Annotated in this window: 12 protein-coding genes, 1 rRNA gene and 2 pseudogenes; 8 read left to right on the top strand and 7 right to left on the bottom strand. The window is 39.5% G+C overall.

Annotation, left to right across the window (positions count from 1 at the left end; translation table 11 throughout):
• Window positions 1-36: 36 nt before the first annotated feature.
• Window positions 37-1,577: ribosomal RNA gene (locus ACLKL2_RS10430) — 16S ribosomal RNA — on the bottom strand.
• A 519-nt stretch (window positions 1,578-2,096) separates the two neighbouring features.
• Here ACLKL2_RS10430 and ACLKL2_RS10435 point away from each other — a divergent pair.
• Together ACLKL2_RS10435 and ACLKL2_RS10440 are read left to right on the top strand one after the other, a co-directional pair.
• Window positions 2,097-2,641 (top strand): annotated as a pseudogene (locus ACLKL2_RS10435) (gamma carbonic anhydrase family protein).
• A 332-nt stretch (window positions 2,642-2,973) separates the two neighbouring features.
• The gene (locus tag ACLKL2_RS10440) at window positions 2,974-3,765 is read left to right on the top strand and encodes a 2OG-Fe dioxygenase family protein (RefSeq protein ID WP_413691562.1); all 792 of its coding nucleotides are present in this window, start codon (window positions 2,974-2,976) and stop codon (window positions 3,763-3,765) included.
• A 96-nt stretch (window positions 3,766-3,861) separates the two neighbouring features.
• Here the strand turns inward: ACLKL2_RS10440 and argH are convergent.
• From argH to argC, 6 genes and pseudogenes are all read right to left on the bottom strand, one after another.
• Window positions 3,862-5,743, bottom strand: a pseudogene (gene argH / locus ACLKL2_RS10445) (argininosuccinate lyase).
• Window positions 5,744-5,894: 151 nt separating this feature from the next.
• Window positions 5,895-7,103: an argininosuccinate synthase gene (locus tag ACLKL2_RS10450; RefSeq protein WP_113819311.1), complete on the bottom strand. Its 1,209-nt coding sequence runs from the start codon at window positions 7,101-7,103 to the stop codon at window positions 5,895-5,897.
• Between the two features lie 20 nt (window positions 7,104-7,123).
• Entirely contained in the window at window positions 7,124-8,038 is a 915-nt protein-coding gene (locus tag ACLKL2_RS10455; RefSeq protein WP_413691563.1) for an ornithine carbamoyltransferase, read from the bottom strand.
• Window positions 8,039-8,052: 14 nt separating this feature from the next.
• Window positions 8,053-8,271 carry a hypothetical protein gene (locus ACLKL2_RS10460; RefSeq protein WP_413691564.1) on the bottom strand — a complete coding sequence of 73 codons (219 nt, stop codon included), beginning with the start codon at window positions 8,269-8,271 and terminating at the stop codon, window positions 8,053-8,055.
• Window positions 8,250-8,837: an acetylglutamate kinase gene (argB, locus tag ACLKL2_RS10465; RefSeq protein WP_413691565.1), complete on the bottom strand. Its 588-nt coding sequence runs from the start codon at window positions 8,835-8,837 to the stop codon at window positions 8,250-8,252. Before argB ends, ACLKL2_RS10460 begins: the two co-directional genes overlap by 22 nt.
• 11 nt (window positions 8,838-8,848) lie before the next feature.
• Window positions 8,849-9,859: an N-acetyl-gamma-glutamyl-phosphate reductase gene (argC, locus tag ACLKL2_RS10470; protein ID WP_413691567.1), complete on the bottom strand. Its 1,011-nt coding sequence runs from the start codon at window positions 9,857-9,859 to the stop codon at window positions 8,849-8,851.
• A gap of 526 nt (window positions 9,860-10,385) precedes the next feature.
• On the opposite strand from argC, the gene argE reads away from it, so the two are divergent.
• The 6 genes from argE (at window position 10,386) to tusA (ending at window position 15,965) form a co-directional block, all read left to right on the top strand.
• The gene (gene argE, locus ACLKL2_RS10475) at window positions 10,386-11,531 is read left to right on the top strand and encodes an acetylornithine deacetylase (protein ID WP_413691568.1); all 1,146 of its coding nucleotides are present in this window, start codon (window positions 10,386-10,388) and stop codon (window positions 11,529-11,531) included.
• 164 nt (window positions 11,532-11,695) lie between these two features.
• Window positions 11,696-14,338 carry a phosphoenolpyruvate carboxylase gene (gene ppc / locus ACLKL2_RS10480; RefSeq protein WP_413691569.1) on the top strand — a complete coding sequence of 881 codons (2,643 nt, stop codon included), beginning with the start codon at window positions 11,696-11,698 and terminating at the stop codon, window positions 14,336-14,338.
• Between the two features lie 244 nt (window positions 14,339-14,582).
• A complete protein-coding gene (locus tag ACLKL2_RS10485; RefSeq protein WP_413691570.1) occupies window positions 14,583-14,912 on the top strand; it encodes a hypothetical protein in 330 nt (109 codons plus the stop codon).
• 5 nt (window positions 14,913-14,917) lie between these two features.
• Window positions 14,918-15,283, top strand: a complete 366-nt coding sequence (locus ACLKL2_RS10490; RefSeq protein WP_413691571.1) for a hypothetical protein — start codon at window positions 14,918-14,920, stop codon at window positions 15,281-15,283.
• Window positions 15,184-15,591, top strand: a complete 408-nt coding sequence (locus ACLKL2_RS10495) for a hypothetical protein (RefSeq protein ID WP_413691572.1) — start codon at window positions 15,184-15,186, stop codon at window positions 15,589-15,591. The genes ACLKL2_RS10490 and ACLKL2_RS10495 overlap by 100 nt, the downstream gene beginning before the upstream one ends.
• 119 nt (window positions 15,592-15,710) lie before the next feature.
• A complete protein-coding gene (gene tusA, locus ACLKL2_RS10500) occupies window positions 15,711-15,965 on the top strand; it encodes a sulfurtransferase TusA (RefSeq protein ID WP_413691573.1) in 255 nt (84 codons plus the stop codon).
• Window positions 15,966-16,519: the final 554 nt, after the last annotated feature.

Here is a 16,519-nt window from a genome sequence, read left to right on the forward strand (position 1 = left end):
AAGGCTTATAAAAAGCTTGTTGTGTGTTTCTTTACGTAAGGAGGTGATCCAGCCCCAGGTTCCCCTAGGGCTACCTTGTTACGACTTCACCCCAGTCATGAACCACACCGTGGTCATCGCCATCCCGAAGGTTAAGCTAATGACTTCTGGTGCAGCCCACTCCCATGGTGTGACGGGCGGTGTGTACAAGGCCAGGAACGTATTCACCGTGGCATTCTGATCCACGATTACTAGCGATTCCAACTTCACGGAGTCGAGTTGCAGACTCCGATCCGGACTACGACAAACTTTAGGAGATTCGCATACCATCGCTGGTTAGCTGCCCTTTGTATTTGCCATTGTAGCACGTGTGTAGCCCATCCCGTAAGGGCCATGATGACTTGACGTCGTCCCCACCTTCCTCCGGTTTATCACCGGCAGTGTCCCTAGAGTTCCTGGCATAACCCGCTGGCAAATAAGGATAAGGGTTGCGCTCGTTGCGGGACTTAACCCAACATTTCACAACACGAGCTGACGACAGCCATGCAGCACCTGTCTCAGAGTTCCCGAAGGCACTCTACTATCTCTAACAGATTCTCTGGATGTCAAGGGATGGTAAGGTTCTTCGCGTTGCATCGAATTAAACCACATGCTCCACCGCTTGTGCGGGCCCCGTCAATTCATTTGAGTTTTAACCTTGCGGCCGTACTCCCCAGGCGGTCTATTTAATGCGTTAGCTTTGAATCCCACAGCATATAGCTACAAAATTCTAATAGACATCGTTTACTGCGTGGACTACCAGGGTATCTAATCCCGTTTGCTCCCCACGCCTTCGCGCCTCAGCGTCAGTCTTTGTCCAGGTGGCCGCCTTCGCCACTGGTATTCCTTCAGATCTCTACGCATTTCACCGCTACACCTGAAATTCTACCACCCTCTACAAAACTCTAGTTAACCAGTTTCAAATGCAGTTCCAAGGTTGAGCCCTGGGATTTCACATCTGACTTAATTAACCGCCTACGCGCGCTTTACGCCCAGTAATTCCGATTAACGCTCGCACCCTCCGTATTACCGCGGCTGCTGGCACGGAGTTAGCCGGTGCTTCTTCTGCGAGTAACGTCACAGCTGCACTCTATTAAAGTACAACCTTTCCTCCTCGCTGAAAGTGCTTTACAACCCGAAAGCCTTCTTCACACACGCGGCATGGCTGCATCAGGCTTGCGCCCATTGTGCAATATTCCCCACTGCTGCCTCCCGTAGGAGTCTGGACCGTGTCTCAGTTCCAGTGTGGCTGGTCATCCTCTAAGACCAACTAGGGATCGTCGCCTTGGTAAGCCATTACCTTACCAACTAGCTAATCCCACTTGGGCTACTCTTATGGCGTGAGGCCCGAAGGTCCCCCACTTTGATCCGGAGATATTATGCGGTATTAGCAGTCGTTTCCAACTGTTGTCCCCCACCATAAGGCATATTCCCAAGCATTACTCACCCGTCCGCCACTCGTCAGCAAAGTAGCAAGCTACTTTCTGTTACCGTTCGACTTGCATGTGTTAAGCCTGCCGCCAGCGTTCAATCTGAGCCATGATCAAACTCTTCAATTTAAAGTTTAATTTGCAACCTAAGTTGCGACTCAATATTACTGACTAAAACTATGTACCGAAGTACAATGTTATTCTGAATTAATGAATTAATTCGTGTGTCACTAAGTATTGATGTTACCTAACTAAGTTAGGATTTCTAATTTGAAATTACATCAACAATAAGTGCTCACACAGATTGTTTGATTAAATTGTTAAAGAGCGTGCCTTTCGGCTAGGCGGCGTATATTACGCGCCTTTCGAACAATGTCAACGTTAATTTTCAACTTTATTTCGAAGCGAACTTCGAAGCGTTTACTGCGTTTGTTTTGTTCTCATCCTCGTTGAGTAGTTTGCGCTACACCCCGTGTCTGTGGGGTCGCATTATAGGGATTAAGATCACATTGGCAAGCGTTTTATTACGATTATTTTCAATTAATTTTTATACCTACTTTGACCACAAGTTATCCACAAATTTGCTTTTGTTATCCACACTTTTGTGTCGTATAGTGAGGTTTTACTGTTTATCTCAAAAGGTATTTTATGTTCCCTACATTACGCCCTTACAAGAATATTCATCCTACTATTGGAAATAATGTTTATATTGATCCTTTTTCTTCAATTATTGGTGATGTGAAGCTCGCTGACGATGTCAGTATTTGGCCAATGTGTGTATTAAGAGGTGATGTAAACAATATTTCGGTAGGTGCTCGCACTAATATTCAAGATGGTTCTGTCTTACATGTCGCTAGAAAAGGTGAAGCATCGGTAGATGGTTACTCTTTAACTATTGGTGAAGATGTGACTGTTGGGCATAAAGCAATGTTACATGCTTGTACTATTGGCGATCGTGTTTTAGTCGGGATGGGGGCAATTATTTTAGATAATGCCAATATTGAAGATGATGTGATTATTGGTGCTGGTACATTAGTGCCACCTAATAAGGTATTACAATCTGGTTTTCTTTATATAGGGTCTCCGCAAAAGCAGCTCGACAGCTTACCGATGCAGAAATGGCTTTTCTCAAACGCTCTGCTAATCATTATGTTAATTTGAAAAATGAATATATTGAAGAAAACACTCTATAAAGACTGATCTATTTATATTCTCCATTACCTCTTTATTCATTAACCCAGACTCTCTAAAGATAAGCACTTAATCTCTCCTCATTAAGTGCTTTTTATTTAGCTCTATACAGCCCTAGCTCTTCCTAATCTTCATCCTTCTATCCTTTATAAAGTTAAAAATAATATAAACCTTTATTTTTTAAGTGTTAAATTTTTAAATGATAATCTTTTCTATTATTCTTTTTATCACCATTTTATGTAATAAAAACGCGCAGCGTTGGTTTTTTATTCAATCACACGCTGCTATTGAGAATAAGCATTCCGCTTATTCCTACATAAAATGGAAATAACAAATGATAAATACACATTTAGAATATATTAGTCCTTTATTAAAACCTGCTTCTATCCCTTTCACTCCTTATTGGGGTTATCAAACCCAACAAGATATTGCGCAAGGAGATTGGAGCCAAACCGATATCACCAATCACATCAACTTACCTGAATGGCAAACCTATCTTGAAGGTTTACCTAGAGATACTTATGTAGATGCGCGCTGGAAAAGAATGTCATGGTTATATTTGGATGAAGCTGGGGAAGTGAATACTTTAGATAATTGTCCAATGGCGCAGGGAGGGCAATACAATGATGCAGATACGATGGCTGATATATTACGATATTACCCTGCACTTGAACCAAGTTTTTTACAGCGTGAAGATGTACAAAAATTTGTAAAAGCTTGGGCTGAGTTATGGGGGATCAATCCTAAGGAGCCTATTTTAATGCAAATTAATGGGGTAAAAGGCGATCAAGCTTTAGATCCACTACAGGGACAAGGCATACATCAAGATGGTAGCCAGTTTTTAAGTATATTGGTATTAAGTAGAGAAAACGTCACCGGCGGTTTTAATACTTTATATCAAGATAAAGCTGGGCAACATCAAATCGCACACACAACGTTAGCACCAGGTGAAGTTATGCATATACGTGACAATCAGGTCTTTCATAGTGTCTCATCGGTACAACCACTTAATAATAATCAACCTTTTGAACGTTTCATTATTATCATTAATTGCCGCTTTAACGACCCCTTCCAAAATAAAATATTACGTCAGCACTTTCCTGATGTGGTATTAAACCAAGGATAGAAAACCGCAGATAAAAAAAGAGTGCAGTCATTAATGGCTGCACTCTTTCATTTTCTTAATAAGTAAACTAACTATTGCCTATATAAAATAGTGGTATTAGTTTTTACTCATCTCTTTTTGTAACAACATGCTTGTTTTGTAGTTTAACTCTAATGCTTTTTCATCATTCGCGTGTTCACTAACAAACATTGCACAATCTTTTAAGACTTTTTCAGGCATGGTTTTTTTACTTGCTGGGCTAAAGCCTTGCTTCATGTAGAAGTCAGGCATGCGTGTTAGTGCAAATAGTCGTTTAATTTCTAGTTTTTCAGAACGTTTAACTAATAGATTAACGATTGCACTACCTTGACCGCGCCCTTCATAACCAGGTTCAATACCTAATGAGCGAATTTCAGCTAGACCTGTGTCATATACATGTACTGAGCCACAACCTGTTACTTTGCCGTCTAGCTCTGTTACCACAAATTCATCTACAGAGTGAACTAGGTCTGCATTGTCTCTTGGTAGGTTCTCACCTTTTTCAGCCCAAAAGTTAACCATGGTTTCAATACGTTCAACATCGGATAAACATGCAGGTCTAATCACAACACTTGAACTATCACGTTCAGCTAAACGTTTTTCAGCTTCAGTTAATGCAAACTCAATTTGTTTCGGAGAAACACCACCTTGCGCGACACGTGCAGCTAATGTTGCTTCTAATGTTAATGTTGGATAAACGTCTTCTTCAATAACATCAGAGAATTGTTTAAATTCAGCAACAGTTAGATCTTCTAACGGCACGCCTTTTTCAATGGCAGCAACCACGGCAACGCCTACTATATGGTGTGCTTCACGGAAAGGAATGCCTTTTGCTACGAGGTAATCGGCAAGTTCAGTGGCATTAGAGTAACCACCCTGCGCGGCTTCTTTTGTACGTTCTTCATTTACTTTAAGATCTGTTAACGCCATTGACGCCATTTCTAAACAGTCACCCCATGTATCTAAAGCGTCAAACAAGCCTTCTTTGTCTTCTTGCATATCTTTGTTGTAAGCCAAAGGTAATGCTTTTAATGTCATTAACATACCTGCTAATGAACCAAATACACGCCCTGATTTACCACGGATTAATTCCATTGCATCTGGGTTTTTCTTTTGTGGCATTAATGATGAACCAGAAGTCACTAGATCAGACATTTCAATAAACGCAGATTCACCACTGTTATAGAAGATTAAATCTTCAGCCATACGTGATAAATGTACCATAGATAATGTTGCACAACTCATCAGTTCAACAACATGGTCACGATCTGATACTGAATCTAAACTGTTACGCGTTGCTCTTTCAAAACCTAAAGAATGAGCTAATGCAGTACGATCCATTGCGTAAGCAGTACCAGCTAACGCGCCACTACCTAATGGACATGTATCCATACGCTCAACACAACCTTCTAAACGGCTATGATCACGCTCTAACATTTCTAGGTAAGCCAAACACCAGTGAGAAAATGTCACTGGTTGTGCACGTTGAAGGTGAGTATAACCACGGTAAGATAACACCTTGGTGGATACGTGCTAGTTCGATAAGTTTTGCTTCAAGTTGTTCTAAATGTGCAATTAACTCTTTCGCTGTTTTTTTACACCAAAGTTTTAAATCGGTAGCAACTTGGTCATTACGGCTACGGCCTGTGTGTAATTTTTTACCTAGGTCGCCTACTTTATTAATTAATTGACCTTCAACCCAAGAGTGGATGTCTTCTGCATCTGATTGTAATACTTGCTCAGGATTAGCCTGAACTGATTCCAATAACTCGTTTAAGCTAACTTCGATGCTTTTTTGCTCTTCAACAGTTAATACATCAACTGATAACAAAGCATTAGACCAGGCAATAGAACCTATAATATCTTGTTCAGCAAGACGGTAATCGAATTTTAATGAATCATTAAATAATTTAAACTTTGTATCTGCCGCTTGACTGAAACGTCCGCCCCATAGTGCCATTTGTTACTCCATTCTGACTTGGTAGTGAACCAAATCCATTAATTAAGGGATTGGTAATATTACAATGCTATTTATAAAGGCTCTTTTTAAAGCGCTTATAAATAGAAATTCCTGCCCGAAATCGAGGCAGGAATTTTATAACATATTTTGTTTATTTGTTACTGTTTAGCTTACGAATACGGCTAGACAGTGAATATAAACGAATGAAACCTTCAGCATGTTTTTGGTCATAAACGTTGTCGTCACCAAATGTAGCAAACTCTTCAGAGTATAAGCTGTTTGGAGATTTCTTCTTAACTGCTACTGCTTGGCCTTTGTATAAACGAACCACTACTTCACCGTTAGCATCTTTTGCTAAAGACTCAGAAGCCGCTAATAGAGAGCCACATAACGGAGTGAACCAACGACCGTCATATACTAAGTGAGCAAACTCTTGGCCCACTTGGTCACGCCAGCGACGTGATGGTTTGTCGTGTACTAATTCATCGATACCACGAAGTGCAGTCACCATAACAGTACCTCCTGGTGTTTCATAACAACCACGAGACTTCATACCAACGGTACGGTTTTCTGTAATGTCGATACGACCAACACCATGAGCTGCTGCTTTTTCATTTAGTAACATTAGTGCGTCATATGGAGATAGTTCAACACCATCAACAGCTGTTACACGTGCATTTTCAACCGTTAATGTTACATATTCTGGTTCATTTGGTGCATCAAGAGGATCAACCGTTAATGTCCAAACACCTTTACTTGGCTCATTATATGGGTCTTCTAGCTCGCCACCTTCATGAGAGATGTGCCATGCGTTAGCATCACGGCTATAGATTTTAGTTGCAGAAGCTGTTGTTTCGATATTACGCTCCGCAAGGTAATCCAATAGGTCTTCACGAGAAACCATATCCCACTCACGCCATGGTGCAATCACTTGCAGTTCAGGCGCTAAAGCAGCAAAACAGCTTTCGAAACGAATTTGGTCATTACCTTTACCAGTACAACCGTGACAAACTGCATCAGCACCTACTTTTAATGCCACTTCAACTTGTGCTTTAGCAATGATAGGACGCGCCATTGATGTACCTAGTAAATAAGTACCTTCGTAAACTGCGCCAGATGCGATCGTTGGGTAGATGTAGTCTTTAACAAACTCTTCTTTTAAATCAACGATATGACATTCAGATGCACCTGAAGCGATCGCTTTCTCATGCAAACCTACTAACTCTTCTTCACCTTGGCCAACATCAGCACAAAACGCAACAATTTCACAATCATCATACGTTTCTTTTAACCATGGAATGATCGCTGATGTATCTAAGCCGCCTGAATAAGCGAGAACTACTTTTTTAACCTGGCTCATTAATTGTTTTCCTTTCTCAATTATTTCTGTTTATTAATTAGGGTAAGCATAATTGCGTTTTGAATATGCATTCTATTTTCAGCTTGATCAAAAATCAATGAAGCTGGTCCGTCCATTACATCTGAAGTGATATCTAAACCACGATGTGCAGGTTGGCAATGTAAAACATGCTTAATACCAGTGTGATCAAGTAAGGCTTGATTGATTTGGTAAGGCATAAATTTAGCTTTAATTTGCTCTAATGGTGTGTCATCACCCATTGATAACCAAGTATCACCGTAAACAACATCGTAACCTTTAATATCATCGATATGATTAGTAACAGAAATCGTTGCGCCAGTTTGCTTAGCAATCTCTTCAGCTTTTTTCATAATTTGTGCATCAGGGCTATGACCAAGCGGACATACAGCAGTCACAGTTGCACCTAAAATAGCACCCGCAATGAATAAAGAATGAGTTACGTTATTACCATCGCCAATATACGCTAATTTAACCTGAGTTAAATCATCATAATTTTGTGCAATAGTTAAAAAGTCTGCCATACCTTGACATGGGTGATATAAATCGCACAGTGAATTAATCACTGGAACCGATGCAAACTCTTCCATTTCTACTAATGTATTATGGTCAAAGACACGAGCAACAATGCAGTCAGCCCAACGTGAGATATTCGCAGCGAAATCTTTAACGTCTTCGCGGCTACCCATTGCACCATTAGTTTGATCTAAATAAACAGCGTGACCGCCTAGTTTATTCACACCAATATCAAAGGTAACACGTGTACGTAGTGATTGTTTTTCAAATAAAGTAACCACACTCTTACCTGCAAGAGATTGTGCATACTTACTTGGGTTTGCTTTTAAGTCTTTACCCAGTGCAATCAGGTCTAAAGCCTGTTGCTGAGTCATTTCCATTCCGGTTAATAAATTATCCATGATTAATCTCTACTTTATTTAATTACTTTTGTACCCACTGCTTTACCTGCAAGCAATGAGACTAAATTTTCTGGGTTCTTCCAACTTGCTAGCATTACGTAACCTAACTCATCAGCAGCTTGTAATGCTGCTTTCACTTTGACTGCCATACCATCTTGAATAACATCTTCAGCAATTAATTTATCTGCCAATTGCGTGTTCAATTCAGGAATCACTTGTTTATCGGCCCCCATACACCATCGACGTCCGATAAAAATACCAATTCTGCACCCACCAGCTCACAAATAGCAATGGCCGCTTGGTCTGCATTGACATTATATAAGTGACCATCTTCACCAATTGCAATTGACGAAATAACAGGTAAAAAATCACCAGCTAATAAGCTATTAATTAGTGCTGGATTATTTGGGCTACAAATACCTACTGCGCCTAGGTCTGGATCCATCTGCTTCACTGAACAGCTAAAACCATCTGCTAACGACAAACCTACAGCAGATAAACCTGCTTGTAATGCTTTGGCCATCAAGAGTTTATTGGATGTACCCGCTAATGCACCTGCCACATAAGGGATTTGATCAAAGGGTGTGATACGTAAACCATTCTTCTTTTCACTTTTGATGTTCATTTTATTGAGTACATCTTCAACGATAACTCCGCCACCATGTACTAATAACAATGGACGTTGTTGTGTCGCTAAATAAGACGTTAGCGCAGAAAAAAGATTAGTTAACGCTTGGTTGTTTTCTAATACTGCTCCACCCAACTTAATCAGTAACGGTTTTTGTTGTTGCTGTGTCATCACTAACCGCCTTATAAAATTGAAGTGGTGATATCAAAACCAAAACGTAGATTGATACATTGCATCGCTTGTGAAGAAGCGCCTTTCAATAAGTTATCAATCGCACTAAATACCACTAGATCCTCACCATCAACAGCCCAACCTAAATCACAGAATGGCGTGCCCACTACATTTTTAAGTGCAGGTAATGTCCCTTCCATTAAGCGAACAATCGGTTTATCAGCATAAGCATTTTGATATGCTTGATTCACTTGCTCAACAGTAACACCTTCACTTAACACAACATTGATGCTTGCTAAAATACCACGCTTAAAGCTACCAAGATGTGGAGTAAAGACCACATTCGTGCCCAAGTGTTGATCGATTTCCGGCTTATGACGATGAGTAAACACACCGTATGGCTGTAAACTCACTTCACAGAAGCTGCTCACCACGCTCGCTTTACGCCCCGCGCCACTTACACCACTCGTTGCATTAATAGTTGGTTTCGTACCCTGTTTAATTAAACCTGCTTCAAACAAAGGTTTAAGCGCAGTTAACGATGCGGTTGTATAACAACCTGGTACAGCAATCAAGTCGGTGCTTTTAACTTGTTCTGCATTCCATTCCGCTAAACCATAAACTGCTTTTTCTAATAATTCAGGATATTGATGTGTGAAACCATAGTATTTTTCGTAAAAGCCGGTTGATTGCACTCGGAAAGCACCTGACAGATCAAATACAACAGTATTCTCTGCTAAAAAAAGCGGTGCTAAATCGTGACTAACTTCATGTGCAGTAGCCAAAATAACAATATCGATATTTTCACAAGCCGCTTTGATACCACTTACACCTAATGGTTGCAGTGGTAGATCGACACAACCGCGTAAATTGCCATATAAATCAGAGATTTTTTTGCCTTTATCCAAGCTACCTTCTGAAACATAGAGGCCAGATAATTCAATACTTGGGTGACGCGTTAAAAACTGCGCTAATTCAGCACCAGTATAACCACTTGCTCCAACAACGATTGCTTTTAACATAAAGAAAATTCCTATTTCATTACTGACTTAATACATGAGAAATAAATTTGAACGGCGCTAAAATGATCACTACCTATTGCCGAAAGCGATATTTTAAATCAAAGTGACTATTTATTCAATAAACGTGAATAAATATACTATAAATGGTAAGTTGTTTATACTTCGTTCAAAAAAACCATAAATCAAACAAGCTAAAGCGCAAGAAAAACCACAATAAACAACTGATTAATAAAGAATTTAAATGTTAAAGAGAAATTCTAATTAACAAATTAGTTATGCGTTTCAACCGTTTTTTATGGAACGTTATCAATATAACTATGATTTAAATTGTAAAAAATATTCAAAAAAAGTGACTGATAAAGTCATTATTTTTTCAAGTGTTAAAAAAATATTTTTTAGTCTAAATAAAAAGAGCTTTAATTTCGCTATAAATCGAGCATAGAATGAATTTAAGCCACACATCTAAAAATAGATTATGTGACATTATTTAGCTGGACAATAATGCTGATTAACTTCAAGGAATAGTATGTCATTACCTGCATTTACAGACCTTTATAAGGGCCTTATAAAATTACCTTCCATTAGCTCAAGCGATAGTTCATGGGATCAAAGTAACCTTGCTGTGATTAACCAATTAGCAGAATGGCTAGGTGACCTTGGTTTTACTATCGAGATAACTGAAGTCGCTGCGGCCCCAGGCAAATTCAATCTGGTTGCAACCTTAGGTCAAGGAGACGGAGGCCTATTATTAGCCGGCCATACAGATACCGTTCCTTACGATGAAGGCAAATGGCAAACAGATCCATTTACCGTCACCGAAAAAGATAATCGATTTTACGGTTTAGGTACCATTGATATGAAAGGTTTCTTTGCTTTTGTGATTGAAGCATTAAAAACCATGGATCGTGAAAAATTCACTAAGCCGTTACGTATCCTTGCCACGGCCGACGAAGAAACGACTATGTCTGGCGCCCAGCAAATCTCAGAGCAGAAGCATTTTAAACCAGATTATGCAGTGATTGGCGAGCCAACGGGTATGGTGCCTGTTACTATGCATAAGGGACATATGTCTGAAGGCATTCGTATTACCGGTAGAAGTGGCCATAGCTCAGATCCTGACAAAGGATTAAATGCAATCGATGTCATGCACTTAGTTTTATCAGAGCTTAAAAAAGTACAACAAACTTTTAAAGATAAATATCACAACCCACATTTTGAAGTCCCTTACCCAACACTTAACTTTGGAGCGATTACCGGAGGCGATAGCCCTAACCGTATTTGCGGTTGTTGTGAGTTGCATATCGATATGCGCCCTATTCCAGGGGTCACCACCACAGAATTATTCATTACGGTGAAACAAGCTTTATCTGAAATTGAAAAGCGCTTTCCAGATAGTGTGGAAGTATTCCACTTACATGAGCCAATACCTCCTTACGAGTGTCCGATTCACTCAGACCTGATCAATGATGCAGAAATTTACACAGGCAATAAAGCCACTAGCGCCAATTACTGTACTGAAGCACCATTTATTCAAGCATTAGGTTGCGACACCATAGTATTAGGCCCAGGACATATAGCTCAGGCACATCAGCCTAACGAATATTTAGACCTTTCTTTTGTAAAACCGACCCAAGCGGTCATAGAAAAACTCATTCGACGTTATTGTGTTTAATGAGTTATTGACAAGCATTTTGTAATTTAGTTACAAAGATGCTTATTTAATAAATCGAAATAGTACAATGAAAAAGCACCTTAATTGACTAGGTGCTTCATTATGGTATTTTATTTAGTTCCACTACAAAAAATGTAATTTTATTACAATAATAAGGAAGTACGATGACAGAAACATATGCAAACTTACGAAGTAATGTGGGTTTATTAGGACAATTACTAGGTAAGAGTATCAGTGACCATCTTGGTGAAGCCTTTCTTGAGAAAATTGAAACTATACGCCAACTGTCTAAATCATCTCGCGCTGGAAACGGTAAAGATGGCGAACGCTTAGTTGAAGTACTGTCTAATTTAAGCGATAACGAATTACTACCTGTAGCACGTGCATTCACTCATTTCTTAAACCTTGCCAATATCGCAGAGCAATTCCATGGCATCTCTCGCCATTGTGACTCAGAAGTGTGTGCACCTGATCCGTTACAAACGTTAATTGCTAAACTAAAAAACAGTGACGTTTCAGAAGAGCAAATCGTAAAATCTGTTTCTGAATTAAAAATGGATATGGTATTAACCGCGCACCCAACAGAAATTACACGCCGTACTCTAATCAATAAGCATACTGCGATTAACCAATGTTTAAGCCTATTAGAGCTTACAGATATCTCAGATAAAGAACGTGACCAGTTATTAGTGCGCCTTGAGCAACTGATTACTCAAGCATGGCACACTAACGATATCCGTAAAAACCGCCCTACTCCGGTTGATGAAGCTAAATGGGGTTTTGCTGTTATCGAAAATAGCCTGTGGGAAGCAGTTCCACAATATGTACGAGAATTAGATAAAACATTAGAAGATGGTTTAGGTATTTCATTACCGCTAGATGCTTCGCCAATCAAATTCACTTCATGGATGGGTGGAGACCGTGACGGTAACCCATTTGTCACCGCGAAAGTAACCAAAGAAGTCTTAATCACTAGCCGTTGGGTCGCTGTAAGCTTGTATCTTGAAGATATTCAGCAGCTAACTAAAGAGTTATCTATGGATAACTGTGACCCAATATTGCGTGCGATTGTTGGTGAAGATGCAGACGAACCTTACCGCGTTATCTTACGTAAACTACGTAATGAGCTAAAAGAAACATTAACCGCATTAAGTGCCACATTACAAGGTCATGATAGTACAGCTAAAGATATCATCATCAGCACTAAACAACTGAAAGAACCACTACAACAGTGTTATGACTCACTCGTTAATATGGGCATGAAGTCAATTGCGAACGGTTTATTATTAGACATTCTACGTCGCGTAAACTGTTTCGGTGTTAATTTAGTGAAACTGGATATTCGTCAAGATGGCGAACGTCACGGTGATACACTATCCGAACTAACACGTTACCTGGGCATTGGCGATTACAACGCTTGGAGTGAAGAAGACAAACAAGCCTTCTTATTACAAGAGTTAAACAGTAAACGTCCGCTTATCCCTACTGCATGGGAACCTTCAGCTGAGGTACAAGAAGTATTAGATACATGTAGGGTCGTGGCACAAACTGATCCTGAAGCATTAGGTATCTACATTATTTCAATGGCACGTGAAGCGTCTGACGTATTAGCCGTACAACTACTATTAAAAGAGGTGGGCTGTCCATTCCGCATTCCAGTTGCGCCATTATTTGAAACACTAGACGATTTAAATAATGCAGCAGATGTAATGAAACGCTTATACGCAGTGGATTGGTATCGTGGTTACATTGGCGGCGAACAGCATGTGATGATTGGTTACTCTGACTCAGCAAAAGATGCTGGTGTAATGGCTGCTAACTGGGCACAGTACACATCACAAGAAGCATTGATCAAAATCAGTGAAGATAATGACATCCAATTAGTTCTATTCCACGGACGTGGCGGTACCATTGGTCGTGGTGGTGCTCCAGCGCAACAAGCCTTATTATCGCAACCTCCTGGTTCATTGAAAGGTGGTTTACGTGTAACAGAACAAGGCGAGATGATCCGCTTTAAGTTCGGTTTACCAAAAGTAGCGATCAATAGTTTAGATATCTACACTGCAGCGATTTTAGAAGCAAACTTACTGCCACCACCAGCACCAAAACAAGAATGGCGTGATGTAATGCAGCAATTTGCTGAACAATCATGTGAAGAATATCGTCACTTTGTTCGTGAAGAGCCTGACTTTGTTCCTTACTTCCGTAGCGTTACGCCTGAGCTAGAGTTAGGTAAATTAGCCCTAGGTAGTCGCCCAGCGAAACGTAAAGCGAATGGTGGTGTTGAAAGCCTTCGTGCTATTCCATGGATCTTTGCATGGAGCCAAAACCGCTTAATGCTTCCAGCATGGTTAGGTGCAGGTACTTCTCTGAAAACATTGTTAGACGAAGGTAAGAAAGAAGTATTGCGTGAGATGTACGTAAACTGGCCTTTCTTCCATACACGTTTAGAAATGTTCGAGATGGTATTCATGAAAGCCGATGAAGAATTAACAAAATTCTACGAAGAACGTTTAGTGCCAAAAGAACTATGGCTTTTAGGTGAGCGTCTACGTGAAAACCTGAAATTAACACGTGAAACAGTATTAGAAACGATTCCTGACCACAAGTTAATGCAAGAACAACCATGGATCAAAGAGTCAATCAAACTACGTAACCCGTATGTTGATCCATTAAACATGTTACAAGCTGAGTTATTATCTCGTTCACGTTCATGCGAACAAAACGAAACGATTAACCCAGATATCGACCAAGCATTAATGGTAACTATTGCCGGTATTGCTGCAGGCCTTCGTAACACAGGTTAATTTAGCGTAGTTTTACTATTTCAAACCTACCTTCATCAATAGATGTCGGTAGGTTTTTTTGTTTTTAATTACCCCAATAGATTAAACACTTCCCATGGTTTTTTACAAAACTTCATATTTGACACATATTGTTAACCTTCGACCGTGCTAACCTGCTGTTATAACCATTTCACTAAGTACACTTTAATATTTCACCAAGAAATGGATTAAAATTTGTATCACTACGCACAAGAGGAAAATGACTATGATGAACGTTTACTTAACATCCACATTAGTTGGTTTAACCCTATTTTTACAAGGCTGTGGTAACAGTGAAGCACACACCTCTAACGCAATAAGTGCAGCTGAATATAAAGGGTCCGGCTCAGTGACCTACGGTATAGCAGAAACCACCACAGAAAACCTCTTTCCGAAAGGAGGGAGAATTGCTGAAGTGGGTACAATTAAAAGTATCAATGGTGAAACTGCTTGGGTGGTACCTGCACAGGTTAACTTTACTAATTCAGCCATCCCTTTGCGCCTGACTTATATAACGACTACGGACAAAAATACAAGAATGGGCAAGCCGCATTAGATGCGTTGAGCGAACAACAAATAATAGAAATCGATGCCGATGGAGAAGTTGTTACCGCTTACATATTTGCAGATAACTATTTTGAAATGTATATCAATGGTATTGCAGTGGGTAAAGACCCTGTTCCTTTTACAAAATTTAATTCAAACATTGTTCAATTTAAAGTTAAAAAGCCCTTTGATATCGCTATATTAGCAGTAGATTGGGAAGAGAATTTAGGCACAGGTACAGAATCTAATCGAGGCGCTTCTGCACACCCGGCGATGGTGGTGTGGTTGCTGTATTTAAAGATGCAGATAATCAGACAATCGCTATCACTGATAGCACTTGGAAAGCACAAAACTATTACACCTCTCCTATTTCTAATTTAAGCTGTTTAAGCGAAACCAGGACTTCGCGTTTATCAACTCAGTGCTCTATCAAAGCCACTAATGATGCTTCAGTATTATATGGCGTACATTGGCCGATACCAACAGGTTGGGAGAAACAAGGTTACGATGATAGCCAGTGGCCAGTTGCAAGCACCTTTAGTAATGATACAGTCGGTGTTGATAACAAAAAGTCATATACCAACTTTACCGATATTTTTGACAATGCAGATCAAGATGCACAATTTATTTGGTCTACTAATTTAAATTTAGATAATAAGATTTTATTAAGAAAAACAGTTGCGCAATAAAACATGATATTTACTTAATATAGAGATTAAGTTGGGAAGCGAGTTTCTCAACTTATAATAATCTTTGCGGTGAGAGTGAATATGCTAATATTAGCTTTTTGAATAAAATCGGTAACTCAATGACAAAAACAATTAAACAACTTGATGCCTTTAAACAACTTGATGCCTTAGGTCTTCGCTGTCCTGAGCCTGTTATGGTTATTAGAAAAACAGTGCGCAAACTAGAGACGGGCGATATGTTAGAAATTATTGCCGACGATCCAGCAACAACACGTGATATCCCAAGTTTTTGTCGCTTTATGGAGCATCAGCTAGTTGAAGCACAAACTGATAGCCTGCCTTATCGTTACTTAATCAAAAAGGGAGCTAAATAACCTGATCAACACAACATTTATTTCATTCGATAAAGGTTTCACTTTAACAACCGAAGTCACTAACTGGCTAATATAAGTGATTGACCCTATAATGACGTTAAGTTGACATCGGGACCCAAACGATTAATTAAAAATATAAAAACCAATATTAATCAATACCACAAACAAAATGGATTTTGTTTGTTAATCAATTAAGTACTCTCTTAGTAATAAAAAAGTGATTTTTAACAGGTTGTTCGAACCTTTAATAAACGCTCGGTATTAAGGTTAGAATATATGGATCTGTTTCGTACTAAATATGTATGCCCATTAGGGATGAAATTCCGACTGAGCAAGTTATGCTTAGATAAAAAAATAAGCAATTAATCGGCTTATTACTATTCCTATCCCCTTTTATTTCTCCGTTAACTTACGCTGTTAATAATGATCCTAGTGAATTAACTTCTACTACAGAATATAACCAAGCATCGATCATCGAATTATTAAAAACAGCAGAGACGTATCGTCTCATTGACCAGCAAAAAGGGATTAAGTTAGCCAATAAAGCTTTACAA

Origin of the sequence: Psychromonas sp. KJ10-2 (assembly GCF_047323255.1) — a bacterium.
Taxonomy (GTDB): Bacteria; Pseudomonadota; Gammaproteobacteria; order Enterobacterales; family Psychromonadaceae; genus Psychromonas.